The organism is Streptomyces sp. NRRL WC-3618, from assembly GCF_001280005.1.
Taxonomy (GTDB): Bacteria; Actinomycetota; Actinomycetes; order Streptomycetales; family Streptomycetaceae; genus Streptomyces.
Window position 1 is genome coordinate 1 of record NZ_LGDW01000298.1, and the last position, 418, is coordinate 418.

The following is a 418-nucleotide window of genomic DNA, read 5'->3' on the forward strand; positions in this document are numbered from 1 at the left end:
CGACGACGACAAACAGTTCCAGGACGCCCGGATCATCTTCGTCGACACCGAGGCCTCCAACTGGACCTTCGACCCGGTCCGCAAGCAGTACTACTGGCACCGCTTCTTCTCCCACCAACCGGACCTCAACTACGAGAACCCGGCGGTACAGGAAGAAATCCTGGCGGCTCTCCGATTCTGGCTGGACCTCGGAATCGACGGCTTCCGTCTCGACGCGGTCCCGTATCTCTACCAGGCCGAAGGAACCAACTGCGAGAACCTGCCGCGCACGCATGAATTCCTGAGGCGGGTCCGGCGCGAGATCGACGCGATGTATCCCGACACGGTGTTGCTGGCGGAGGCGAACCAGTGGCCCGAGGACGTCGTCGACTACTTCGGTGACTTCCAGAGCGGTGGCGACGAATGCCACATGGCGTTC

1 protein-coding gene is annotated in these 418 nt (G+C 62.2%); it reads left to right on the forward strand.

Annotation, left to right across the window (positions count from 1 at the left end):
- Positions 1-418, forward strand: a 418-nt coding sequence (locus tag ADL01_RS23380) for an alpha-amylase family glycosyl hydrolase (RefSeq protein ID WP_267889937.1), incomplete at both ends; no start/stop codon positions are given.